The following is a 521-nucleotide window of genomic DNA, read 5'->3' as shown; positions in this document are numbered from 1 at the left end:
GATTACCGACACCGAGAGCGAAGTCGTCGCGACCCTCTCCGTCGACAAGACCAGCGTCACCGAAGGCGGTGAAATTACTTACACCGTCACGCTGAGCAACGGCCAGAAATTGCCAGTCACTGGTCACGGCGGCCTGGTGTTCAAACTGACCGATGGTACCGAAGTCACTATTCCGGCTGGCAGCGCCAGCGGCTCCATTACCGTCAAAGCACCGGATGATGTATTCACCGGCGGTCAGCCGACCATCACCAACAAGCTTGAATCGGTAGAAGGCGGCGACAAGTTCGAGAAACTGACCCTCGACGACCAATCCGTTTCGACCAAGATCACCGATGAGCCAGGTTCCGGCACTCCTGGCACTGGCAATGAAGGCGACAAATTCGAAGTCACCATCGTCAGCAAAGGCGACGTGACTGAAGATCAGCAGCCAACCTTCACCATCCGGATCAGCGAGAAGCTCGATCACGATGTGACCGTTACGCTGAGCAATAACCAGCAGGTCGTCATCCAGGCAGGCAAAA

Annotated in this window: 1 protein-coding gene; it reads left to right on the top strand. The window is 56.2% G+C overall.

Annotated elements, in window-relative coordinates:
• Nucleotides 1–521 (top strand): immunoglobulin-like domain-containing protein (locus IRZ56_RS22935; RefSeq protein WP_328312118.1); only part of this gene is annotated, 521 nt, incomplete at both ends.

It is taken from the genome of Pseudomonas guariconensis, assembly GCF_015680235.1.
Lineage (GTDB): Bacteria > Pseudomonadota > Gammaproteobacteria > Pseudomonadales > Pseudomonadaceae > Aquipseudomonas > Aquipseudomonas guariconensis_A.
The sequence above is the reverse complement of the archived record's forward strand: the minus strand, read 5'-3'. Positions and strand labels throughout refer to the sequence as shown.